19 protein-coding genes are annotated in these 23,117 nt (G+C 71.3%); 8 read left to right on the top strand and 11 right to left on the bottom strand.

The genetic code is table 11. From position 1 onward, the window contains the following. Positions 1-292 precede the first annotated feature (292 nt). Positions 293-1,207: a D-alanyl-D-alanine carboxypeptidase gene (locus ABZ434_RS14915; RefSeq protein ID WP_359135585.1), complete on the bottom strand. Its 915-nt coding sequence runs from the start codon at positions 1,205-1,207 to the stop codon at positions 293-295. 382 nt (positions 1,208-1,589) lie between these two features. On the opposite strand from ABZ434_RS14915, the gene ABZ434_RS14910 reads away from it, so the two are divergent. Then, entirely contained in the window at positions 1,590-2,264 is a 675-nt protein-coding gene (locus tag ABZ434_RS14910) for a GntR family transcriptional regulator (RefSeq protein ID WP_359135582.1), read from the top strand. Next, complete coding sequence (locus tag ABZ434_RS14905) at positions 2,261-3,571, top strand: MFS transporter (protein ID WP_359135580.1); 1,311 nt, start codon at positions 2,261-2,263, stop codon at positions 3,569-3,571. The genes ABZ434_RS14910 and ABZ434_RS14905 overlap by 4 nt, the downstream gene beginning before the upstream one ends. 82 nt (positions 3,572-3,653) lie before the next feature. Here the strand turns inward: ABZ434_RS14905 and ABZ434_RS14900 are convergent, their stop codons facing one another. Continuing rightward, positions 3,654-4,478, bottom strand: coding sequence for a maleylpyruvate isomerase family mycothiol-dependent enzyme (locus tag ABZ434_RS14900; protein WP_359135578.1), 825 nt, complete (start codon positions 4,476-4,478; stop codon positions 3,654-3,656). A 169-nt stretch (positions 4,479-4,647) separates the two neighbouring features. On the opposite strand from ABZ434_RS14900, the gene ABZ434_RS14895 reads away from it, so the two are divergent. Then, on the top strand, positions 4,648-5,448 hold the full coding sequence (locus ABZ434_RS14895) for a carbon-nitrogen family hydrolase (RefSeq protein WP_359135576.1): 801 nt from the start codon (positions 4,648-4,650) through the stop codon (positions 5,446-5,448). A gap of 44 nt (positions 5,449-5,492) precedes the next feature. Here the strand turns inward: ABZ434_RS14895 and ABZ434_RS14890 are convergent, their stop codons facing one another. Beyond that, positions 5,493-5,984 (bottom strand): LURP-one-related family protein, encoded by a 492-nt coding sequence (locus tag ABZ434_RS14890; RefSeq protein ID WP_359135574.1) that lies wholly within the window; start codon positions 5,982-5,984, stop codon positions 5,493-5,495. A gap of 64 nt (positions 5,985-6,048) precedes the next feature. Between ABZ434_RS14890 and ABZ434_RS14885 the strand changes: the two genes are divergently transcribed. Further along, positions 6,049-7,860 (top strand): NHL domain-containing thioredoxin family protein, encoded by a 1,812-nt coding sequence (locus ABZ434_RS14885; RefSeq protein WP_359135572.1) that lies wholly within the window; start codon positions 6,049-6,051, stop codon positions 7,858-7,860. Between the two features lie 127 nt (positions 7,861-7,987). Here ABZ434_RS14885 and ABZ434_RS14880 read toward each other — a convergent pair whose 3' ends face one another. The 3 genes from ABZ434_RS14880 to ABZ434_RS14870 all read right to left on the bottom strand — a co-directional run bounded on the left by ABZ434_RS14880 (position 7,988) and on the right by ABZ434_RS14870 (position 11,948). Beyond that, positions 7,988-10,831 carry a BTAD domain-containing putative transcriptional regulator gene (locus tag ABZ434_RS14880; RefSeq protein ID WP_359135570.1) on the bottom strand — a complete coding sequence of 948 codons (2,844 nt, stop codon included), beginning with the start codon at positions 10,829-10,831 and terminating at the stop codon, positions 7,988-7,990. Positions 10,832-10,957: 126 nt separating this feature from the next. Beyond that, on the bottom strand, positions 10,958-11,176 hold the full coding sequence (locus tag ABZ434_RS14875) for a DUF6458 family protein (RefSeq protein ID WP_359135568.1): 219 nt from the start codon (positions 11,174-11,176) through the stop codon (positions 10,958-10,960). A gap of 181 nt (positions 11,177-11,357) precedes the next feature. Continuing rightward, positions 11,358-11,948 carry a cysteine hydrolase family protein gene (locus ABZ434_RS14870; RefSeq protein WP_359135566.1) on the bottom strand — a complete coding sequence of 197 codons (591 nt, stop codon included), beginning with the start codon at positions 11,946-11,948 and terminating at the stop codon, positions 11,358-11,360. Positions 11,949-12,122: 174 nt separating this feature from the next. Here ABZ434_RS14870 and ABZ434_RS14865 point away from each other — a divergent pair, with 174 nt between their 5' ends. Beyond that, positions 12,123-13,115, top strand: coding sequence for a helix-turn-helix domain-containing protein (locus ABZ434_RS14865; RefSeq protein WP_359135564.1), 993 nt, complete (start codon positions 12,123-12,125; stop codon positions 13,113-13,115). Between the two features lie 48 nt (positions 13,116-13,163). On the opposite strand, the gene ABZ434_RS14860 is transcribed toward ABZ434_RS14865, so the two are convergent. The 4 genes from ABZ434_RS14860 to ABZ434_RS14845 form a co-directional block, all read right to left on the bottom strand. Beyond that, complete coding sequence (locus ABZ434_RS14860) at positions 13,164-14,462, bottom strand: M18 family aminopeptidase (RefSeq protein WP_359135562.1); 1,299 nt, start codon at positions 14,460-14,462, stop codon at positions 13,164-13,166. A 60-nt stretch (positions 14,463-14,522) separates the two neighbouring features. Next, entirely contained in the window at positions 14,523-15,191 is a 669-nt protein-coding gene (locus ABZ434_RS14855) for a hypothetical protein (protein ID WP_359135560.1), read from the bottom strand. Between the two features lie 55 nt (positions 15,192-15,246). Continuing rightward, positions 15,247-15,930, bottom strand: coding sequence for a hypothetical protein (locus tag ABZ434_RS14850; RefSeq protein ID WP_359135558.1), 684 nt, complete (start codon positions 15,928-15,930; stop codon positions 15,247-15,249). 336 nt (positions 15,931-16,266) lie between these two features. Beyond that, the gene (locus ABZ434_RS14845) at positions 16,267-18,093 is read right to left on the bottom strand and encodes an acyl-CoA dehydrogenase (protein ID WP_359135557.1); all 1,827 of its coding nucleotides are present in this window, start codon (positions 18,091-18,093) and stop codon (positions 16,267-16,269) included. A gap of 148 nt (positions 18,094-18,241) precedes the next feature. Between ABZ434_RS14845 and ABZ434_RS14840 the strand changes: the two genes are divergently transcribed. From ABZ434_RS14840 to ABZ434_RS14830, 3 genes are all read left to right on the top strand, one after another. Further along, on the top strand, positions 18,242-18,682 hold the full coding sequence (locus ABZ434_RS14840) for an SseB family protein (RefSeq protein ID WP_136207169.1): 441 nt from the start codon (positions 18,242-18,244) through the stop codon (positions 18,680-18,682). A gap of 150 nt (positions 18,683-18,832) precedes the next feature. Then, a complete protein-coding gene (locus tag ABZ434_RS14835) occupies positions 18,833-19,789 on the top strand; it encodes a pirin family protein (RefSeq protein WP_359135555.1) in 957 nt (318 codons plus the stop codon). A gap of 84 nt (positions 19,790-19,873) precedes the next feature. Then, positions 19,874-20,959 carry an AI-2E family transporter gene (locus ABZ434_RS14830; protein WP_359135553.1) on the top strand — a complete coding sequence of 362 codons (1,086 nt, stop codon included), beginning with the start codon at positions 19,874-19,876 and terminating at the stop codon, positions 20,957-20,959. A 17-nt stretch (positions 20,960-20,976) separates the two neighbouring features. On the opposite strand, the gene ABZ434_RS14825 is transcribed toward ABZ434_RS14830, so the two are convergent. Continuing rightward, positions 20,977-23,073 (bottom strand): SpoIIE family protein phosphatase, encoded by a 2,097-nt coding sequence (locus ABZ434_RS14825; protein ID WP_359135551.1) that lies wholly within the window; start codon positions 23,071-23,073, stop codon positions 20,977-20,979. Positions 23,074-23,117 lie beyond the last annotated feature (44 nt).

The following is a 23,117-nucleotide window of genomic DNA, read 5'->3' as shown; positions in this document are numbered from 1 at the left end:
GTATCGGGGCGACCCTCCGCCTTGCGATCGCACGCACCAGACGCCGCCGGACCCGCCCTCCGGGCGGACGGCGCTACTTTCGAAACACGCCCTAGGGCGGGCCCCGCGAGGGTCGGCACGCCGTGGCCGTCCGCGACAGCCCGGGGCCGGCCTCGACCGCCGCTGCCGACGACGCGACGGTGCCCGGCGGCGCGACTGTGCCCGGCGACGCGACGGTGCCCGGCGTACGCGGTTGCGCGCGGGCCGGGCACCGTCGTCCGGCGCACGCGGTGTGCGTGCGCCGGGCACTTCGTCACACCTGGTTCATGTACCTCGTGAGCCCGTAGTCCATGAGCTTCTTCGCGTCCGCCGTGCGGGTCGCCTCCGAGGTGGAGGTCAGGACCGCACCGATGACGGTCTTGCCGTGGCGGGTCGCGGCGAAGACCAGGCAGTACTTGGCCGTCGGGCCGGAGCCGGTCTTCACGCCGATCGCGCCGCTGTAAGTGCCCAGCAGCTTGTTGGTGTTGGACCACGACATGTAGCGGTAGCCACCGGTACTCGTGGTGACCTTCTGCTTCGTCGACTTCGTCTTCACGACCGTGCGGAACGTGGAGTACTTCATCGCACTGCTCGCGAGCTTCGTCAGGTCGCGCGGGGTCGAGTAGTTGGACCCATTGTCTATGCCGTCGAACGAGTCGAAGTGCGTGTTCGTCAGGCCGAGGGACTTGGCCGTGGAATTCATCTTGCCGATGAACGACTTCACCCGGGCGGCGCGGGTGGAGCCGGAACCGAACTTGTCGGCCAGGGCGTACGCGGCGTCGCAGCCGGACGGCAGCATCAGGCCGTACAGCAGCTGACGGACCGTCGGTTTGTCGCCCACGATGAGGCGGGCCGACGATGCGCCCTTGGCGACGATGTAGTCGCTGTACGCCTTCTGGACCGTGACCTTGGAGTCCAGGTTGAGGCCCGTCTGGGCCAGCACCACCCGGGCGGTCATGATCTTCGTGGTCGAGCCGGTGGAGCGACGGGTGTCCGCGGCCTTGGTGAACAAGGTCTTCCCGGTGCCGTTGTTCATCACGAAGCCGCCCTTGGCGACGATCGTAGGAGCCGGCGGCGCGGCAGCCTGTGCCGTCGAGGCGAACGCGCTGCCCGCGATGACCGCGCCTGCCGTGAGCGCCACCGTGGCGGCTACGGAGGCGCGCCTTGTACGTTGAATACCGAATCTCAAGTTGAACGCTCCAAAGGCCCCTGGAATGCGGCTACATGGGGGAGCCGCTCCCTGATGAGACTCACGGCGCACATGAATGGATGTGCCGTTTCAGGGGTGAATTTGATCCAGTTCGTCGCCCGGTGCCGCAGTGCCGCCCCGCAAAGGCCCCGCTCGGTCGGGATTTCGCCCCGGATGCCGGGACGAGGCCGTCCGGGACATCGTCGGATCCGGCACGAGCGCGGCGTCGAGGCCGGGGGGCCGGCACCGCACGCAGCCCGGATCGGTGCTGCCGCCCTGCACGCCTACGACAGGGGCGGGCGCTGCCGCCTGCCCCTCTACGAGGCGGTCCAGATTCCGGACGCTTTCCCTCATGCGTGCATGTTGTATCTATGCTGTGCTCATGCCTGCCCCAGCCCCGTCCCCCGTCCGCCCGCCCGTGAAGCGGCCACCCGCCGCCGAGCGCGTCTACACGCACATCAAGGACGCGGTCCTGGACCGCCGCTACGAGGGCGGGACGCTCCTGACCGAGGGAGACCTCGCCGACGCGGTGGGGGTGTCCCGTACACCCGTGCGCGAGGCGCTGCTGCGGCTGGAGGTCGAGGGGCTGATCAAGCTCTACCCGAAGAAGGGCGCCCTCGTGCTCGCCGTCTCCGCGCAGGAGATCGCCGACGTCGTGGAGACCAGGCTGCTCGTCGAGGAGTTCGCCGTGCGCAAGGCGGTGCCCGCCTCGGCGAAGCTGATCGCCCGGCTGGAGGAGCTCCTCGAGGAGCAACGGCAGTTGTCCGAGGCCGGTGACCTGGCCGCCGTCTCCGTGAAGGACCGCTGCTTCCACGCCGAGATCGTCCGCCACGCGGGCAACGAGATCCTGTCCCGCCTCTACGACCAGCTGCGCGACCGGCAGCTGAGGATGGGCGTCGCCGTCATGGAGTCCCACCCGGGCAGGATCGCCGCCAACATCACCGAGCACGGTGAGCTGCTGGAGGCCATCAGGGCCGGGGACGCGGACGGTGCCGCGCAGGTCGTGCGCCGCCATGTCAGCCGGGTCAAGGTGCTGGTCCGGGGTGAGGACCGGTGAGCTCTGCCGCCGCCCCCACCCTGTCCCTGCCCGGTGATCCGCCCGGCGGCCGGCGGGCCGCCTGGGTCTGGGGCATCGGCGTCGCCGTCTACTTCGTCGCGATCACCTTCCGCACCAGCCTGGGCGTCGCCGGACTCGACGCCGCCGACCGCTTCGACGTCAACGCCTCGGCGCTCTCCACGTTCTCCATCCTCCAGCTGCTCGTCTATGCGGGCATGCAGATACCCGTCGGCCTGATGGTCGACCGGCTGGGCACCAAGAAGGTCCTCGCCATCGGGGCCGTCCTGTTCACCCTCGGGCAGCTCAGCTTCGCGCTGTCCTCCTCGTACGGCACCGCGCTGGCCTCCCGCGCCCTGCTGGGCTGTGGCGACGCGATGACGTTCATCAGCGTGCTGCGGCTCGGGGCGCGCTGGTTCCCCGCCCGGCGCGGCCCGCTGATCGGACAGGTCGCCGCCCTCTTCGGCATGGCGGGCAACCTCGTCTCGACGCTGGTCATCGCCCGCTCCCTGCACGGCCTGGGCTGGACCACCACCTTCGTCGGCAGCTCACTGGCCGGGGTCGTGGTGCTGGTGCTGCTCCTGCTCTTCCTCAAGGACCACCCCGAGGGCTTCGAGCCGCCACCCGCGGAGCATGCCGGGGCCACGTACGTACGCAAGCAGATCGCCGCCGCCTGGCGGGAGCCCGGCACCCGGCTCGGGATGTGGGTGCACTTCACGACACAGTTCCCCGCCATGGTGTTCCTGCTGCTGTGGGGCATGCCGTTCCTGGTGGAGGACCAGGGGCTGAGCCGGGGGACCGCGGGGGAGCTGCTCACCCTGGTGGTGCTCTCCAACATGGCTGTCGGCCTCGTCTACGGGCAGGTCATCGCCCGCCACCACGCGGCCCGGATCCCGCTCGCGCTGGGGACGGTCGGGATGACGGCCCTGCTGTGGGCGTCTGCCATCCTCCACCCCGGGGACCATGCGCCGATGTGGTTGCTGATCACCCTGTGCGCGGTGCTCGGCGCCTGCGGACCCGCCTCGATGATCGGCTTCGACTTCGCCCGCCCGGCCAACCCGCCGGAGCGCCAGGGCACCGCCTCCGGCATCGTCAACATGGGCGGCTTCGTCGCCTCCATGACCACGTTGTTCGCCGTCGGTGTGCTGCTGGACGCGACCGGCGACAACTACCGCATCGCGTTCGCCTCGGTCTTCGTCCTGGAGGCGTTCGGCGTCGTGCAGATCCTGCGGCTGCGTCTGAAGGCCGCGCACCGGGAGCGCGAGCATCACGTGATCAGCCGGGTGGAAGCCGTGCACGTGCCCGCGTGACTCCGGAAACGGCGGCGCATGTGACCGCTACGGCGGCGCGCCCGTCCCCTCGTGCCGGGGCGGGCGCCGCCGGACGCGGTCGTTACGGGGTGACGGCGAAGTTCCGCAGGATCGCGGCGGCCAGGTCCTGATCGCCGTCGATCTTGATCCGGTCCGCCACCGCGCTCGGCCGTACCCGCCCGCAGGCCAGGCGGACGTACGTCTCCCAGTCCATCGCCAGCGTCACCGCGGGGCCCAGCGACGGCGCACCGTCCACCGAACCGCGGCCCTCCGCGTCGACCCTGACGGTGCGCAGGAACTCGACCGGTCCGTGCACATCCAGCACGACCGCCGAGTTGGGCGGTGCGCCCGCGTCCTTGGCCACGACCTTCGGCAGCGCCAGGAGCAGCGTGTCCCGGACGATCGCGGACCCGGGCGAATCCAGGTTGCCGGGCTTGCCCACCGTCGTACGCAGATCCTGCTCGTGCACCCAGACGTCGAAGGCGCGCATCCGCAGGGCCTGTTCGAGGGTCTGCTCGGCGCCGAGCGGTGCCCGCGTCATGGTCTCCGGGTCACGCGTCTCGTTACGCAGCTGACGGGCCCGGCGGATGATCGTGTACTCCAGCTCGGAGGTCATCTCCGGCGCGGTGTGGTGGCGCCGCACGTCGACCTGCATCTCCATGTAGCGGGCGAAGTCGCTCTGCACATGGTAGAGATCACGCGGAAGTGTGTGGATGGGGCGCGGATCGCCGAGCTGTTCGCATTCCATGCCGATGACGTGCGAGACGATGTCGCGGACCGACCAGTTGGGGCATGGCGTGCGGCCGTTCCACTCCCCCTCGGTGAGCGGGCTCACCAGCTCGGCTATCGACTCGATGGAGTGGGTCCAGGCGTCGGCGTAGGTCTGGAGGCTGGGATGGACGGTCACGGGACCCCTCGTGCGGTTCTGCGGTGCATGGGCTGGAGAGCTGGGCGCGGACGGCGGGCTGCGATGAGGTTCGGTCGCTAAGTTACGCTGCGAGCAGGCACCCCGGCAGTGCTTTCGTGTGACGATCGTAGGCCCGTGTTGACGGCTCGAATGCCAGGACGGTGGTAGTGTGCGCGCCTCCCTCATCCAGATCGCAGTAGACCCGGACGAATCCGTCAATTCCCGTAGGGAACACGCGGCTTCGCTCGTAGCGGCCCAACAGGGTGCGGACCTGGTGATCCTGCCCGAGCTCTGGCCGGTCGGCGCCTTCGCCTACACGGCGTTCGAGGAGGAAGCCGAACCGCTGCAAGGCCCCACGCACGAGGTGATGGCCAAGGCCGCCGCCGACGCCGGGGTCTGGCTGCACGCCGGCTCCTTCGTCGAACGGGGGACCGACGGCACGCTCTACAACACCACCCTCGTCTTCACGCCCGAGGGTGAGCGGGCGGCCGCCTACCGCAAGATCCACCGCTTCGGCTTCGACAAGGGTGAGGCGGTGATGATGGGCGCAGGCGAGGAGCTGGTGACGCTCGCCCTGCCGCAGACCACGCTCGGCCTCGCCACCTGCTACGACCTGCGCTTCCCCGAGTTGTTCCGCGGCCTGGTCGACGCCGGCGCAGAGACCCTCGTCGTCGCGGCCGGCTGGCCCGAGCGCCGCCGCGCCCACTGGACGCTGCTCGCCCAGGCCCGGGCCGTCGAGAACCAGGCCTACGTCCTGGCCGTGGGCTGCGCCGGAACCCACGGCGGGATCCCGCAGGCGGGGCACAGCATCGTCGTCGACCCATGGGGCGAGGTGCTCGCCGAGGCGGGTGCGGACGAGGAGGTGCTGACCGTGGAGTTCGACCCGGCCAAGGTCGCCACGACCCGGGAGCAGTTCCCCGCGCTCAAGGACCGCCGACTGGGGCTCGCGCCGCCGCCGCGCCTGGTCTGACGGCTGGAGGTGCCTGTTTCACGTGAAACAGGCACCCACGTCGTTCATCCCTCGTGGTCCTTCTCCGCGAGTACGATCACGCACACCGCCACCGCGATCAGCAGCCCGGCGTCGGCATCCTCGCGCACGATGTCGATCCCGTACGTGTCCCGGACCGTCAGCCAGCGGCGCGAGATCTGGGCCAGCAGCTCCCCGTCGTAGTCCACGGCGAACTCACGGTCCAGGATCTTGCCGCTGACATCGAGCTCGGTCCCGTCCACCAGCGTCACCCGGTAGTGGTTGCGCAGCAGCGACAGCTTCTTCCGCTTGACCTTCGCGAGCTGCTCGCCGTCGCGCTCGATGAGCATCGTGTCGCGCAGGCTGAGCAGCTTCTGCCGGATCTCGACGACGATCCGGCCCTGCGCGTCCTTCAGCTCGAAGGTGTCGCGCACCCGCATGGCCTTGCCGTCGACGAGGAAGGCCTTGCGGCCTTCGGCGTCCTCGATCCAGTAGTCGTCACCGATGCCGAACAGTCGCTCACGCACGAGAAGTCTCATGACTCACAGGTTCCCCGAGCCCCCGGTGGAATGTGCGGACGCCACGGTGATGTTGACTCTTCACATGGCAACACGTGCGCGCGTCAGGGCCCCCGAGCTGATCGGCAAGGGCGGCTGGCTCAATACAGGCGACCGGCAGTACACCCTCGCTGACCTGCGAGGACGTATTGTGATCTTGGATTTTTGGACGTTCTGCTGTGTGAACTGTCTGCATGTCCTCGATGAGCTGCGCGAGCTGGAGGAGAAGCATCGCGACACCGTGGTGATCATCGGTGTCCACTCGCCGAAGTTCGTCCACGAGGCGGAGCACCAGGCCGTCGTCGACGCCGTCGAGCGGTACGAGGTCCACCACCCGGTGCTCGACGACCCCGAGCTCGCCACCTGGAAGCAGTACGCGGTACGTGCCTGGCCGACACTCGTCGTCGTGGACCCCGAGGGCTATGTCGTCGCCCAGCACGCCGGTGAGGGCCATGCCCACGCCATCGAGAAGCTGGTGGAGGAGCTGGAGGCCGAGCACGCGGCGAAGGGAACGCTGCGACGCGGCGACGGGCCCTACGTGGCGCCCGAGCCGGTGGCCACCCATCTGCGGTTCCCCGGCAAGGCGCTGCTGCTCGCCGACGGCGGTTTCCTGGTCTCCGACACCACCCGCCACCGCCTGGTCGAGCTGGACGCGGACGGCGAGAGCGTGCGCCGTCACTTCGGGTCGGGCGAGCGCGGCCTCGTGGACGGCGGACCCGAAGTCGTCAGGTTCAGCGAACCCCAGGGGCTGGCGCTGCTGCCCGACGGCCGGATCGCCGTCGCCGACACGGTCAACCATGCGATCCGGGCGCTCGATCTCACGACCGGTGTGACGACCACCCTCGCGGGCACCGGCCGCCAGTGGTGGCAGGGCGCGCCCACCAGCGGCGCCGGACACGAGGTCGACCTCTCCTCGCCCTGGGACATCGCCTGGTTCGACGGCCGGCTGTGGATCGCCATGGCGGGCGTGCACCAGCTGTGGACGTACGACCCCGAGGGCGGCACCGTCCGGGTCGCGGCCGGCACCACCAACGAGGGTCTGGTCGACGGTCCGGGCGCGGAGGCCTGGTTCGCTCAGCCGTCCGGGCTCGCGGCGACCGAGGACCGGCTGTGGGTGGCCGACTCGGAGACGTCCGCGCTGCGGTACGTCGACCGCCAGGGCGCCGTGCACACCGCCGTCGGCACCGGACTCTTCGACTTCGGCCACCGCGACGGGGCGGCCGCGCAGGCGCTGCTCCAGCACCCGCTGGGTGTCACCGCGCTGCCGGACGGGTCCGTCGCCGTCTGCGACACGTACAACCACGCGCTGCGGCGCTACGACCCGGCGAGTGACGAAGTCACCACGCTGGCCACGGATCTGCGCGAGCCCAGCGACGCCGTGCTGGTCGACGGCGACCTCGTGGTCGTCGAGTCCGCCCGGCACCGGCTGACCCGGCTGCGGCTGCCCGAGGAGGCGGTACGGGTCGCGGACCAGGCGCACCGGACCCAGCGCGCGGCGACCGCGATCGCCCCGGGCACGCTCCGGCTCGATGTCGTCTTCCAGGCACCGGCCGGTCAGAAGCTGGACACCCGCTACGGCCCCTCGACCCGGCTGCTGGTCTCCTCGACCCCGCCGGAGCTGCTGGCCGGGGGCGAAGGAGCGGGCACCGATCTCTTCCGTGACCTGGTCCTCGCCGACGGCGTCACCGAGGGGGTCCTGCACGTCTCCGCGATGGCGGCGTCCTGCGACGACGACCCGGCGAACGAGTACCCGGCCTGCCATGTCCACCAGCAGGACTGGGGCGTGCCCGTCAGCGTGAGCGCCGAGGGGGCGTCGCGACTGCCGCTGGTGCTCGCCGGCATGGACGAGCAGGTCTGACAGCCCGCCGGCCGGGACGGACGGGGAGGGCCACCGTCGCCCGGCCGGCTATCGGGGTGGATGTCGTCGCCACTGGTCCCGTCCCGGCCGGTGGTCTCCCGGCGGGGGCGCAGCGCCCCCGCAGCCGTCACCCGTTGTCGGTGAGCCGCCGGACGGCCTCCTCGTAGCGCCGCACGTACTCCGGCGCGGCGGCCACCCGCAGCAGCGCTTCCAGGGCCCGCACCGCGCCCACGTCGTATCCCGCCCGCTCGGCCTCCGCGGCCGCCAGGTCCAGCAGCAGGACCCCCTCGGCCTCCGCACCCAGGGCGAGCTGGGCCTCGCCGCTCACCGTCGTCAGCAGCACCCGGCGGGCCGCCTCCTCGTGTTCGGGGCCCAGTTCGAAGGCGGCGCGGGCGGAGTCCAGGGCGTCCTGCGGGCGCCCCGCGCTGAGCTGCATCCGGGCGAGGTGCTGGAGAGCGAGCATCTCCGTGTGCGCGTCGGGTTCCTTCCTGGCGAGCTCCAGGGCCTGACCGCAGCCCTCCAGCGCCACTTCGAGACCGCCCTGTTCGGCCTGGACGATCGCCAGGTTGATCAGAGCCGTCGCCTCGCCGAGCCGGTCCCCTGCCTGCCGGGCGAGTCCGGGCGAAGGTTCGAGCAGGGCCACGGCCTCGGCGGTCCTGCCCTCCTCCGACAGCACCCAGCCCAGCAGATTGCGCACCCGCGACTCCGCGTAAGGGTCACGGCCCGCGGCCGCCGCGGCCAGGGCCAGCTCCAGCATCGGAGTCCACCCGTCCCGCGCCCGCCACACCACGTGCGGCCACTGGAGCAGGATGATCCGCCAGGCCCGGTCGTCGAGTCCTGCGGCACGGGCGGCCGCCGCTGCCAGGGCGAGGTCCTCGCGCTCGGCCGCGAGCCAGTCCATCGCCGCCTCCCGGCCGGTGAAGTCCCGCACGGCCGCCGGCCGGTGGAAGTCGTCCGGCAGCACGAAGCAGGGCTCACCACCGGGTTCAGCCGTGTCCGCGGCGGCGAGGGCGGTGGCGATGTAGTGGTCGAGCACACCGAGGAGCGCGTCCGGCCCGGACGCCGGGTCGAGCCCACGGGCGTAGAGCCGCACCAGATCGTGCAGTATCCAGCGCCCGGGGCCGGCCTCGGTGACCAGATGGGCGGCGGCGAGCCGCTCCAGCGCGGCCGCGGCGACGACCGGGTCGCTCCCGGCCAGGGCGGCGGCCGTGTACGGGTCGAAGTGGCTGCCCGGGTGGTGGCCGAGCCGGGTGAAGTGGCGGACGGCTTCCGGCGGCAACTGCTGCACGGTCAGCCTCAGCGCTGCGGAGACCCCGGTGTCCTCCACGGCCAGATACGTCAGCCGGCTCCGCTCGTCGGCCAGTTCGTCGGCCATGCCGGCGAGCGTCCACTGCGGTCGGCCCGCCAGCCGGGCCGCCGTGACCCGCAGGGCGAGGGGCAGTCCGCCGCAGAGCTCGGCGAGCCGCCGGGCCGCCACGGGTTCGGCGGTGACCCGCTCCTCGCCCAGCACCCCGGCCAGCAGCGCGGTGCCGTCCGGCGGTTCGAGTACGTCCAGTGGCACCGGGACGGCGGCATCCGAGGCGATGAGCCCCTCCAGGCGGTGCCTGCTGGTGATCAGCGTGACGCAGTCCGTGCCGCCCGGCAGCAACTGCCTGACCTGCGCGGAGTCACGGACGTTGTCGAGGACGACGAGCAGGCTGAGCCGGTCGGTCAGCGAGCGGAACAGTGCCGCGGCACCGGCGACGGACTCCGGGATCCGGCGGGGCGCGACGCCGAGCGCGAGCAGGAACTCGCGCAGGACCTCGAGGGGTGCCGGCTCCCCGGTGTCGGAGAACCCGCGCAGGTCGGCGAAGAGGCGTCCGTCCGGGAACGCCGCGGGGGACCGGCGCGCCCAGTGCAGGGCCAGCGCGGTCTTGCCCACCCCGGCCGGGCCGGTGACCAGGCAGACGGGCGCCTCGCCCGCCGCGGCCCGGGAGAGCGCGGTGAGTTCGGCGCCGCGCCCGTGGAAGCCGCGGGGGGCACGGGGCAGCAGATCGGTGGGGTGGGACGGGGGCAGGACGTGCGGGGAGCGGGGCGGTGCGGCGGTGGCGCCGGCCCCGGCCGGCTCAGCCGGCGGGGCCCCGCCGGCCCCTTCGTCCGAACCGGGTTCGCGGTGTGCCGCGGATGTCCGACCGGTGTCCGGCTTCTCCCCGGTCCGGGGCTCGCTGCCGGGCCCCGCGTCCGCGGGGTCAGGATGGCCGCGCAGGATCTGCGCGTACGCGTCGGCCAGCTCGCGCCCCGGGTCGATGCCCAGTTCGTCGGCGAGCAGCCGGCGGGTGCGGTGGAACCGGTCCAGCGCCTCGGACTGCCGTCCCGAGCGGTACAGCGCCGTCATCAGGGCAGCGGCGAGGGACTCCCGCATCGGGTGGGCGTCGGCCTCCGCCCGCAGCAGCGCCGCCGCCCGGTGGTGCTCCCCCAGCACGGTGTGGGCGCGCGCCAGCTGCTCGACCGTCGCCAGCCGGGACTCCTCCAGCGCGTGCGCGGCCGCTTGGAGCGGTGCGCTCGCGTATGTACCGGTGAGTGCGGGTCCCTGCCACAGGGACAGGGCCTCCTTGAGCATGAGCACCGTGTCGGCCGGGCTGCGCTGCTCCCGGGCCAGCATCAGCAGTTCCTCGAACCGCTGGGAGTCGAGCAGTGTCTCCGGCGCCCGCAGCACGTACGCGTCGCCGAGCGTGGCCAGTTCGACGCCGTACGCCTCCGCGTCCGCACTCGTCAACAGGGCGCGGAGCCGCGAGACATGGCCCTGGATGACCGTGCGGGCGTGGAGGGGCGGGGCGTCGTCCCACAGGCAGTCCGTCAACCGCGTCATCGAGACGGGTGTGTTGGCGCGCAGCAGCAGTGCGGCGAGCAGGCTGCGGCGCTTGGCGGGGCCGAGTGGCAGCGGACCGGTCAGCGTGTCGACGCAGACCGTGCCGAGCAACCGGAACTCCACGAGCGGCTCCCCAATTCCCGGGTGTGACGCGCCCGGTTCCGGGTCACGGACAAGTGCCCAGAATATCGGGGATACCGAGGTGGGGACGAAGGGGTGCGCCCGCCGGGCGGGGCGCACCCGCGCAGGTCACAACCGGCGTTCGTCGTCGCCGACCACGGTGGTGGTGGGCGGAACGACCATACGGCGCCGGCGCATCACGCTCGCGTAGACGAAGACGCCGATGATTCCGACGACCATCATGATCCAGCCGACCATGTCGACGTTGACGCTGTCCATGTGCCAGTCGGTGGCGAAGGCAAGAATCGCCCCCGCACCGATGAGGATGATGCAGCCTCCGAGTCCCATGAGTTCCGCCTCCCTGAGGCCCGGAAGCTCCGGGCCGTGTACGCAGCGGGTACCCGGCCCGCCGCCGAGCATGCTCCTGTGTGTGGACGCCGGTCGGCCGTAGGGAGCGGGGGCGGGCCCGGCGAGGGGCCTTCGCCCGGATCACGCCGGGCTCGCGGGGCCCGATCGAGGAACGAATGCCTCAGCTCAGGGACTTCTGCGTCGGGACGACGACCCCGTACAGGTCGGCGATGGTGGCGAGGGCGCTGTGTTGCACCTGGCGGGCGTCCAGTTCCGTGCCGGCGACGGGCAGCGCCCGGGTGGCGCACGCATCGGCCACGACGGTGGGCCGGTTGCCGCGCAGGAAGGCGCCCTGAGCGGTGAACGCGACGCACATGTGGGTCATGAAGCCTGCGACGACGAGGTCGGTCCTGCCTGCGGCATCGACGTGTTCGCCCAGGTCGGTGCCGAAGAAGGCGTCCGGCGCCCGCTTGACGACGACGGCCTCGCCGTCGGCCGGTGCGACGCTCGGGTGGATCCGGCCGATCTCGGCCCCGATGTCGTACGGGGTGCCCTCACCGCCGTCGTGGATGACGTGGACGACCGTGGTGCCCGCCTTCCGGGCCCGTGCCAGGAGTGCGGCGCCGGCGTCGAGCGCGGCCTGCCAGCCGTCCAGTTCCATCACGCCGGTCGTGTAGGTGTTCTGGTAGTCGATGAGCACCAGGGTCGAGTCGGCGAGCTTCGCGGGGGTGTCGTCGAGGCCGTTGAGCCGGCGCAACGTCGTTCGGGGCATGGCTGTGGCACCTCAGGTGTCTGACGGGGAAGGGGAGGGGCCCACCGGTCCGGCGGGCCGCACTCAAAACGCTACGGCGCACCCTCCCGTGTCGGCAATGTCGCCTAACATGCAAAAACCGACACCGCGGCTGTGCGCGCCAGGACACCGCAGCCGCACCAGGGCAGGAGGCTCGTGAGCACCGTCGATCGACTGATCGTCATCGTCCTCTTCGAAGGCGTCGACCTGCTCGATGTCACCGGGCCGCCCGAGGTGTTCTCCCTCGCGCGCCGCGAGACGGAGGAGGCGGCGGGCTACGAAGTGGTCCTCGCCGCCGAGACGACGGCTCCGGTCACCACCGGTGCGGGAGTCCGGATCCTCCCCGACCTCACCTTCGACGAGCTGGGGGCGAGGAGTATCGACACCCTCCTCGTGCCCGGCGCGGTGGAGACCGACGGGCAGGGGCGCGTGCACGCGCTCACCGACCCGGCCGTCGTGCGCCGGGTGGAACGGCTCGCCGGGAGCGCGCGCAGGATCACGTCCGTCTGTGTCGGCGCGCACATCCTCGCCGCCGCCGGACTCCTCGACGGCAGACGGGCCACCACGCACTGGTCGACCGCACAGCAGCTCGCCGACGATCACCCGCTGGTCGAGGTCGACGCCGATCCGATCTTCATCCGCGAGGGAGACGTGTGGACCGGCGCGGGGATCAGCGCCTGCCTCGATCTGTCGCTCGCCCTCGTCGCCGACGATCTGGGTGAGGCCGTCGCGCTGCGGGTCGCCAGGCAACTCGTGATGTACCTGAAGCGGCCGAGCGGGCAGAGCCAGTTCAGCGTTCCGCTGGAACAGGTCTCCACGACCCGCCGCATCGAGGATCTGCGGCACTACATCATGCGCAACATCGGCCGGCCGCTCACCGTCGCGGACCTCGCCGGGTACGGCCACATCGGCGACCGGCAGCTCACCCGGATCTTCAAGTCCGAACTCGGCACGACGCCCCACGCCTACATCGAGTCGGTCCGCGTCGAGCGGGCACGCAACGAGCTCGAATCCACCGACGCCACCCTCGAACGGATCGCCTCCGCCTGCGGGTTCGGCACCACCGACACCCTGGTCAGGGCATTCCGCCGCAGGCTCGACACGACACCGACCGAGTACCGGCGCCGGTTCCGCACCGCCCCGGAATGACAGCGGCCCCCCTGCCGGCTGCCGCCAGGGGGACCACCCATCGTCCCGTCAGCCGGCCAGGAACGACGCCAGGGCGTTGGCCAGGAGGAACGGGTCGTCGGCGCCGCACAGTTCACGGGCACTGTGCATGGACAGGATGGCCACCCCGATGTCGACGGTCTGGATGCCGTGCCGGGCGGCGGTGATCGGGCCGATCGTCGTGCCGCACGGCATGGAGTTGTTGGAGACGAACGTCTGCCACGGCACACCCGCCTTCTCGCACGCCGCGGCGAACACGGCCCGGCCGCCGCCGTCGGTCGCGTACCGCATGTTGACGTTGACCTTGAGGATCGGCCCGCCGTTGACGACCGGGTGGTGCGTCGGGTCGTGGCGCTCAGCGTAGTTGGGGTGGATCGCGTGGCCGGTGTCCGAGGAGAGACAGACGGTGCCGGCGAAGGCGCGGGCGCGGTCCTCGTACGTACCGCCGCGGGCGAACACCGAGCGCTCCAGGACCGTGCCGAGCAGCGGGCCGTCCGCGCCGGTGTCGGACTGCGAGCCGTTCTCCTCGTGGTCGAAGGCGGCCAGCACCGGGATGTACGGGATCTCGGAGTCGGGCTGTCCGGCGACGGCGGCGAGCGCCGCGGTCGCCGCGTGCACCGACAGGAGGTTGTCCATCCGCGGACCGGCCACCAGCTCGCGGTCGCGGCCCAGATAGGACGGCGCCTCGACGGGGTGCGGCATCAGGTCCCAGCCGGTGATGTCCTCGGCGTCGACACCCGCCTCCTCGGCGACGAAGCGGATGAGGTCGCCCTCCTCCACGTCGCCGAGCCCCCAGATGGGCTGCATGTGCTTCTGGCGGTCCAGCTTGAGCCCGTCGGCGTTGGCCGAACGGTCCAGGTGCACGGCCAGCTGCGGGACGCGCAGCACCGGCCTGTCGATGTCGACCAGCCGGTGCGTGCCGTCGCGGAGCGAGATCCGGCCGGCGAGACCGAGGTCGCGGTCCAGCCAGGTGTTGAGGAGCGTGCCGCCGTAGACCTCCACGGCGACCTGCCGCCAGCCGTGCGCGCCGGTGTCGGGCAGCGGCTTCACCCGCAGGTTCGGCGAGTCGGTGTGCGCGCCCACGATCCGGAACGGGGTGTGCGCGCCGGCGCCCTCCGGCACGTACCAGGCCACGATGGCGCCGCCGCGCAGGACGTACTTCCCGCCGGTCGTCCCGTCCCAGGCCGCGGTCTCCTCGACCTGCCGGAAACCGGCCTTCTCCAGCCTCGCCGCGGCGCTCGCCACGGCGTGGTACGGGGAGGGGGCGGACATCAGGAAGGCCATCAGATCGTCGGTGTGGCCGCGGTCGAACCGGAGGGAGGAACTCATGTTCTTCACTGTAACCAGGCATTCGCGGGGAGATTGACGGTAGTCCTGCCGGGACCGCCGCTATCCTCCGGTGATGCCCGCGGACGGCTTCTCGCCGTCCTGTGCCTGCTGGGCCCGATCGGCGAACATGACGGCGAAGGCCTTCACCTCTTGGCCGGAAACCTCCTTCTTGCCCTGGTTTCCGGTGCTGATGCCGAGCACGGTCGTGCCGACCCGGATCTGGGTGATCGTGGCCGGTCCGCCCATCGTGCCGACCTCGGCGCGGTGGGAGACGCGCTCCGCGCCCGGCTCCCCGATCTTCACCGGCACCGCGCCGATGCCGACCCTGTCCCCGCCGTAGTAGGCGGCCAGCGCGTCGTAGGCGGCGTCGGCGGCCTTCTCGTCCTTGTAGGCGAGGGCCCAGAAGTTCAGCGAGGTGCCGTCGGGCCTGCGTGCGAAGCCGGAGACGCCGTAATAGGTGATCCCGCCGCAGGTCGTCGCGCGCTTCTTCCTGTCCGGCACCTGGCAGACGGTCGGCGGATACTCCGGGACCGGCTCCTGCGCGTCAGGCTCCAGCAGAGTCCGCCAGCCCGGCACCGCCTTCGCGCCGGGCAGCACCGAGGCGACCTCCGCCTTGCTGAGTGCCTTCGCGGCGGCCTCGCCGCCCCCGTTCACGCCACCGCACCCCGCGAGCAGCAGCGCCGCCGTCCCGGACGCCGCACCGCGTACGTACCACTGCCGCTTCGTCATGATCCGCTCCCCGTTCGTCGGCTGCTGCCCAGGACCTCGCCTCGGAGGGCAGGCCCTACTCGGCGTCGAGCGCCGACGAGGGCTCCTCGCCGTTCTGCGCCTGCTGGGCGCGTTCGGCGAACATCGCCGTGACGTCCTCGGCGAAGTCCTTTGCGGCCGGGTCCGGCACCCCCTCGGCGTCCGTCGCGGCCGTACTGCCCACCCAGAGGATCACGGTGCCGACGCGGATCTGGGCGGTGAACCCCTCCGCGTGCCGGCCCGCGGTGCCCCCGGTGGCGCCGCGCTCCGCGCCCACCGTGCCGATGTCGACGCTGTGGGTGCCGGTCTTGCCCCAGGTGTCCTTCCACAGGGTGTCGTACGCGAGGTCGGCGTCCCGCTCCTCCTGGTAGGTGACCACCCAGAACCGGGCCTCGGCCTTGTCGTCGGCGCGCCGGAAGGTGACGGAGCCGAGGAAACGGGCCCGCTCGCAGCCCGTCTTGTTCCTGCCCGGACAGATGAGGCTCTTCGTCCTCCGGTCCGCCATCGGCGTGGTCGAGATCTCGGCGGCGGCCTTCCAGCCGGGCATGGCCCGTGCGTCGGGCAGGACCGTTCGCATGGTGGTCTGGTCGATCCACGCCGCCTTGGCATCAGCGGTGCCGGCGGAGGAACCGGAGTCGTCCGATCCCCCGCAGCCCGCGAGTAGCAGCGCCGCCGCCGCGGCCGCGCCCCGTATGTGCCATCGCCTGCCCGCACCACTCATGTGCCGCCCGCCCCCTCGGAATCGATCTCGATCATAGGGAAGGCGGCGGGGAGGGAGGCCGCGTCCTGTCGATCGCCGTCAGATCGATACGGGCGCCGTGCAGGAGCAAAGCGCGGGGCGGGGCGCGGCGGCCCCCGTCGCAGACGTACCTCCCGGACGCCTCGTGGTTCCCGCACGTCCACGTCGCGAGCAGGCCGTACCCGGCCCTTACGACAGCACCGCCACCCGAGGTGTGTCCGGGTGGCGGTGCGGAGTGACGATCTCGGCGACAGGAGCCCCTGGGGGCCCCTGTCGAACTCCCGCCTGCGGCCGACGGCGGGAGTGTGACGACAGCCCCTAGAACGCGGCCTCGTCCAGCTCCATCAGGGAGTTGTCGACGGCCTCGGCGAGCGCGCGCTCGGCGCCGACGCCCGGCAGGACGTTCGCGGCGAAGAACTTCGCGGCGGCGATCTTGCCCTGGTAGAAGGCGACGTCCTTCGGGGAGGCGTCTCGCAGCTTCTCGGCGGCCACGGCCGCGCCCTTCAGCAGCAGGTAGCCGACGACGACGTCGCCGGAGGCCAGCAGCAGGCGGGTCGAGTTGAGGCCGACCTTGTAGATGTTCTTGACGTCCTCGCCGGTCGCGGTGAGGTCGGTGATCATCGTGCCGACGATCGCCTCCAGGTCCACGGCGGCCTTCGCGAGGTGGTCCAGCGCGCCGGACAGCTCCTCGTTGTCCTGGGCGCCCGCGAGGAACTTCTTGATCTCCTCGGAGAGCGTGTTGAGCGAGGCGCCCTGGTCGCGGACGATCTTCCGGAAGAAGAAGTCCTGGCCCTGGATGGCCGTCGTGCCCTCGTACAGCGTGTCGATCTTGGCGTCACGGATGTACTGCTCGATCGGGTACTCCTGGAGGTACCCGGAGCCGCCGAACGTCTGGAGCGACTGCGCCAGCTGCTCGTACGACTTCTCGGAGCCGTAGCCCTTCACGATCGGGAGCAGCAGGTCGTTGAGGCCGTTGAGCGCCTTCGCGTCCTCGCCCGCGGCCTCCTTCTCCTGGATCGCGTCCTGGACGGAGGCGGTGTACAGCACGAGGGAGCGCATGCCCTCGGCGTACGCCTTCTGCGTCATGAGCGAGCGGCGGACGTCGGGGTGGTGCGTGATGGTGACCTTGGGGGCCGTCTTGTCCATGAACTGCGACAGGTCGGTGCCCTGGACGCGCTCCTTGGCGTACTCCAGCGCGTTGAGGTAGCCCGTGGAGAGCGTCGCGATGGCCTTCGTGCCGACCATCATGCGGGCGAACTCGATGATGCGGAACATCTGGCGGATGCCGTCGTGCTTGTCGCCGACCAGCCAGCCCTTGGCGGGGTGCTGGTCGCCGAACGTCATCTCGCAGGTGTTGGAGGCCTTGAGGCCCATCTTGTGCTCGACGTTGGTCGCGTACACGCCGTTGCGCTCGGCCAGCTCACCGGTGGTCCAGTCGAAGTGGAACTTCGGGACCATGAAGAGCGAGAGGCCCTTGGTGCCGGGTCCGGCGCCCTCGGGGCGGGCCAGCACGTAGTGAAGGATGTTCTCGGACATGTCGTGCTCGCCCGAGGTGATGAAGCGCTTCACGCCCTCGATGTGCCAGGAGCCGTCCTCCTGCTCGACGGCCTTCGTGCGGCCCGCGCCGACGTCGGAGCCGGCGTCCGGCTCGGTCAGCACCATCGTCGAGCCCCACTGCTTCTCGACGGCGATCTCGGCGATCTTCTTCTGCGCCTCGTTGCCCTCGTCGAAGAGGATGCCGGCGAACGCCGGGCCGGAGGAGTACATCCACACGGCCGGGTTGGCGCCGAGCAGCAGCTCCGCGTAGCCCCAGATCAGTGAGCGCGGCGAGGTGGTGCCGCCGATCTCCTCGGGCAGGCCCAGGCGCCAGTACTCGGAGTCCATGAAGGCCTGGTACGACTTCTTGAACGAGGCCGGGACCGGCGCGGTGTTGGTCTCGGGGTCGAAGACCGGCGGGTTGCGGTCGGCGTCGGCGTAGGAGTCGGCGAGCTCGTTCTCCGCGAGACGGGCGACCTCGTCGAGGATGCTCTTCGCGGTGTCGACGTCCATCTCCGCGAACGGTCCGGTGCCGTACAGCTTGTCGCGCCCGAGTACCTCGAAGAGGTTGAACTCGATGTCGCGGAGATTCGACTTGTAGTGCCCCATGGGAAGGCTCCGTAATCAATAGCAGTGGCGCGCAGCGCCCCGTGGAGGGGTGGCCCGGACGTATCAGCTGACCTCTACGATGATGCTACCCGTCAGTAATAAGACGCAACCCCTCAAGGGGTAGATGTGTCCGATTACTCTTTGTCCCATGTACGGCTACGACCAGAACCAGGGCGCACAGCAGCCGATGGGTGGCGGCTACGGCGAGCAGCCGCTGTATCCCGAACCCTCGCCGCCCTCGCTGGGCGACGCGGTACGGGCCTTCACGACCGGCTCGCTGTCCGCCGAGGACTTCCAGCAGATCTTCGCGACGTCGAAGGTCTACTGCCCGCGCGGCGACAACCCGGGCTTTCTCGCGCTGCACAACACCCAGCAGCCCGTGATCCCGATGTTCACCACGCTCAAGGAGCTGAGGCTCTACGCGGGCAAGGAGTCCAAGTACTTCGTGATCACCGGCGCCGAGGTGATCGACCTGCTGCCCACGGGCTACGGCTTCGTCCTGGACATGGAGGGCGAGCACCGCATGGTCTTCGACGCCAAGGCCGTGGAGCAGATGGTCGACTTCGCGATGCGCCGCATGTACGGCTGACCGCAGGCCGCCTCCGGAAAGGGGTCCGTACCGCTCGGCGGTACGGACCCCTTTGTGCTGCCCCGGCAGGCGCGGGAATGGATGCCACCTTGCAGGATGTTCACCATTCAACTAAATTGGTTCCAGAACAGTCCCCCGGAGGTGGCTCGAATGCCCGCAGTGACCGTCGAAAACCCGCTGACCCTGCCCAAGGTCGCCGCCGCCGGCGACGCCACGGCCCGTCCCGTACTCACCGTGACCACGGCGCCGACGGGGTTCGAGGGCGAGGGCTTCCCGGTCCGCCGCGCCTTCGCGGGGATCAACTACCGGCACCTCGACCCGTTCATCATGATGGACCAGATGGGTGAGGTGGAGTACGCCGCCGGAGAGCCGAAGGGCACTCCGTGGCACCCGCACCGCGGCTTCGAGACCGTGACCTACCTGATCGACGGCACCTTCGTCCACCAGGACTCCAACGGGGGCGGCGGCACCATCCAGAACGGCGACACCCAGTGGATGACCGCCGGCTCCGGGCTGCTGCACATCGAGGCGCCGCCGGAGTCGCTCGTCATGTCGGGCGGTCTGTTCCACGGCCTCCAGCTCTGGGTGAACCTGCCCAAGGCCGACAAGATGATGGCCCCGCGCTACCAGGACATCCGCGGCGGCCAGGTCCAGCTGCTCACCTCGCCGGACGGCGGCGCGCTGCTGAGGGTGATCGCGGGCGAGCTCGACGGCCACGAGGGCCCGGGCATCACCCACACCCCCATCACGATGATCCACGCCACCGTGCGCCCCGGCGCCGAGGTGACGCTGCCGTGGCGCGAGGACTTCAACGGTCTCGCGTACGTGCTCGCCGGCCGCGGCTCCGTCGGTGAGGAGCGCCGCCCCGTCCACAAGGGCCAGACCGCCGTGTTCGGCGCCGGCTCCTCGCTGACCGTCCGCGCGGACGAGACGCAGGACGGCAACACCCCGGACCTGGAGGTCGTGCTGCTCGGTGGCCGTCCCATCCGGGAGCCGATGGCGCACTACGGGCCGTTCGTGATGAACAGCCAGGCCGAACTCAAGCAGGCTTTCGAGGACTTCCAGGCCGGCCGCCTCGGCACCGTGCCCGCCGTCCACGGGATGTGAGCCGCGCAGCCGCCGTATGACGGTGCATCACTCGTACGGCGGCACGGGCGGGACACCGCTCCTGCGGCGTGATCGGGTGGGAGGGTGCAGACCCACAAGCCCCTCCTGCCCGATGCCGCCCGGCGTACGGCCGCGTGGTGCGGTGTCGTCCTGCTGGTCGTCGGCGTGGCCGCGGTCGGCGTCTGGCTCTGCGGCGCTCTCAAGACGGCGGTCACGCCGGTCCTGCTCGCGCTGCTCGGTACGGCGCTGCTCGGGCCGGTCCACCGCCGCATGACCGCCCACGGGGTGAACCGTTCGGTGGCCGCAGGGGTCACCTGCGCCGTGCTCGTCGCCGTGGTCGGCGGCGCGGGCTACATCGTCGTCACCGCGCTCGTCGACACGGGCTCCCAGATCGTCCAGTCACTGAAGGACACCGTTCAGTGGGTCATCGATCACTTCGGGATCGAGGACGGCACGGACGTGGACGACCTCGCGGCCAACGCGAAGACCCTGGTGGAGAAGTTCGGCGCGAGCGCCGCGGGCGGGCTCCTCTCCGGAATCAGCCTGATCGGCTCCCTCGTCGCCACCAGCGTCCTGGCCCTGCTGCTGACCTTCTTCTTCCTGCGCGACTCCGACCGGGCCGCGGGACTCGCGCACTCCATCGCCCCCCGCGGCCAGGGCGACCTCGTCGAGGCGATGGGCAGGCGCGCCTTCGAGGCCGTCGAGGGCTTCATGCGCGGGACGACGCTCATCGCCCTGATCGACGCGGTCTGCATCACGATCGGTCTGCTGATCCTGGGCGTGCCCGGCGCGGTGGGGCTGGGCGCGCTGGTCCTGGTCGGCGCCTACATCCCTTACCTCGGTGCCTTCATCTCCGGCGCCGTCGCGGTTCTGGTGGCGCTCGCGGACCGGGGGGTGGTGATCGCGCTCTGGGTGCTCGGGGTCGTCGTCGCCGTTCAGGTGCTGGAGGGTCATGTCCTCCAGCCGATGATCCAGAGCCGTACGGTCCAGATGCATCCCGCCATGATCCTGATCGCGCTGACGGCGGGCGCGAGCGTGGCGGGAATCCTCGGGATGCTGCTCGCGGTCCCGCTGTGCGCGGCGGCCTTCGGCATCCTGGGCGAGCTGCGCAAGGCGGCCCCGAGCGCCCCACAGGCACCCGCCGCACCGCCCGGGGAGCCGTCACCGTAGTACGTCCTCGCAGGGGCCTACGGCTCCGCCGGGTCCACCGACTCGTACAGCTCGAACCAGATCGACTTCCCCGCGCCCCGCGGATCCACCCCCCACGCGTCGGCGAGCATCTCCATCAGCACCAGGCCCCGGCCGCTGGAAGCCATCTCGCCGGGCCGCCGCTTGTGCGGCAGCTCGTCGCTGCCGTCGGACACCTCCACCCGCAGCCGCCGCTCGCCGAGCTCCCCACTCGCCTGCGCGACCATCAGAGCGTCGCCGTCCGTGTGGACCAGCACGTTCGTGGCCATCTCGGAGACCATCAGCACCGCCGAGTCGACCTGCTCCGCATCCGCCCAGTCGTGCAGCAGCTCCCGCAGCAGCGTCCGGGCCGCGGCGATCCGCTCCGGCTCGGCCTGCGCGATGGTCAGCGCGGTCCGCCGGGGCCCGGCCGGGTGCGTCGTGGAGACCTCGCGCCGCAGCAGCAGGACCGCTATGTCGTCCTCGCGCCGGTCGGCGAGCGGTCCGGTCGTGTAGTGCGAGGCCGGCCCGTGCACGGCCTGCACGAGCTCGTCCGCGAGCTTCTCCAGATCGCCGTTGTGCCGCTCCAGGATCGGCCGGAGCCGGACCCAGCCGGTGGCCAGGTCGTGCCCGCCGGTCTCGATCAGCCCGTCCGTGCACAGCATGATCGTTTCTCCGGCCTCCAGCGTGATGCGGGTCGCCGGATAGTCGGCGTCCGCCTCCACGCCGAGCGGCAGGCCGCCCTCGGTGCGGCGGATGACCGCGGTCCCGTCGCCGGTCATGACCACGGGGTCGGGGTGGCCGGCCCGCGCGATGTCGAGGGTGCCGGTCTCCGGATCCGCCTCCGCGTACAGGCAGGTCGCGAAGCGCGCGTCCGGCTGCTCGCCGTCCTCGTACGCGTCGGTGAGCCCGGACAGGAAGCGCGAGGCGCGCGAGAGCACCGCGTCCGGGGGGTGCCCCTCGGAGGCGTACGCGCGAAGGGCGATCCGCAACTGGCCCATCAGCCCCGCGGCCCGCACGTCGTGCCCCTGGACGTCGCCGATGACGAGGGCGATGCGGCCGCTGGGGAGCGGGATCATGTCGTACCAGTCGCCGCCGACCTGGAGGCCGCCCCCGGTCGGGACGTAGCGGGCGGCCACCGTCATCCCCGGGATGTCGGGCCCCAGGGACGGCATCATCGAGCGCTGGAGGCCGAGCGACAGCTCCCGCTCCGTCTCGGCGACCCCGGCCCTGGCGAGGGCCTGGGCGAGCATCCGGGCCACGGTCGTCAGCACCGACCGCTCGTCCGGCGAGAACGAGACCGGGTGCCGGAACCCGGCCATCCAGGTGCCCATCGTGCGGCCCGCCACGATCAGCGGGAGAAAGGCCCAGGAACGGCGCCCGAACCGCCGGGCCAGCGGCCAGGTGGCCGGATAGCGGTCGCGGTAGTCGTCGGCCGTCGGCAGATAGACCGCCCGGCCCGTCCGCACCACCTCGGCGGCCGGGTAGTCGGTCTCCAGCGGCATGTCGCTGAACGGGCCCTCGTCGCCCATGTTGTGCCCGTGGTGCCCGATGATCGTCAGCCGTTCGCCCTCGACCCCGAAGACCGCGAGGCCGTCCGGCGAGAAGCCGGGCATGGAGAGCGAGTAGGCCACCCGCAGTACCTCCGCCGTCGACCGGGCCTCGGCCAGCGCCCGCCCCGCGTCCAGCAGGAAGGCCTCCCGGGAACGCCGCCAGTCACCGGTGATCGGGGTGTGCGCCCCCGTGGTGCCGGGCTGCGGTTCGGCGACCTCCTGAAGCGTGCCGACCAGCACGTAGTCCGCCTCGGAGCCCGTCTCGGCCAGGAGCGGCTTGGACCGGCTCCGGACCGTCCGCAGCACCCGGCCGCGCGCGTCCACGATCCGCAGCCGGGCCTCGGCGAGGGTGCCTTCGGCGACGGCGAGGTTCACCACCCCGTAGATCTCGTTCCAGTCGACCGGGTGGAAGCGGGAGCGCACCTGCGACTCACGGAAGACGCCGTGTTCGGCGGGCAGCTCCAGCAGCCGGGCCGCTTCCGCGTCGAGCGTGACCGTCCCGGCTCCGTTGTCCCAGCGCCAAAGGCCGGTCGCGGTCGCGGCCAGAACTTCCTCGGTGCGCATTGCCCCACTTTAAACCGGCATGTGTGTACGGGGCAGCGCCAACG

Origin of the sequence: Streptomyces sp. NPDC005761 (genome assembly GCF_040630635.1) — a bacterium.
Classification (GTDB): Bacteria; Actinomycetota; Actinomycetes; order Streptomycetales; family Streptomycetaceae; genus Streptomyces.
This window is presented reverse-complemented; position numbering and strand designations above follow the sequence as displayed.